The organism is Pseudoalteromonas sp. S4492, assembly GCF_005886115.1.
Taxonomy (GTDB): domain Bacteria; phylum Pseudomonadota; class Gammaproteobacteria; order Enterobacterales; family Alteromonadaceae; genus Pseudoalteromonas; species Pseudoalteromonas gelatinilytica.
Window position 1 is genome coordinate 1 of the sequence record NZ_PNCP01000254.1, and the last position, 405, is coordinate 405.

Sequence of the window (405 nt, forward strand, 5' to 3'; positions counted from 1 at the left end):
ACCCACCAGGCCAGCGGCGGCCAGGCCCGTGCGCTGGCCGCCGCCGTACTCGCCTATGTCGGCGCACGCCCCTCGCGTGAGGCGGTGGACCGCCTGCTGGCGCCCGTGGTCAGCAAGCATGTCTCGCTCAATATCCTGCCGGAACACTACCCCATCGTCGGCGAGTGCCTGATGGCCGCCATCGGTGAGGTGCTGGGGGACGCCGTCACACCGGAGATCGCCGATGCCTGGGGCGCCCTCTACGGGGAACTGGCCGCTGTGCTGATCGCCGCCGAGCAGGGCCGCTACGACAGCTTCGCCGCTACCCGCGGCGGCTGGCAGGGGCTGCGCCGCTTCCGCATCGTGCGCACGCAGGACGAGAGCCGCGAGATTCGCTCGCTGTACCTGGCACCGGTGGAAGGCCCG

At 71.9% G+C, this 405-nt stretch carries 1 protein-coding gene; it reads left to right on the forward strand.

What is annotated here, in order from left to right; genetic code table 11:
- Nucleotides 1–405, forward strand: a 405-nt coding sequence (locus CWC28_RS22140) for a globin domain-containing protein (RefSeq protein ID WP_349304083.1), incomplete at both ends; no start/stop codon positions are given.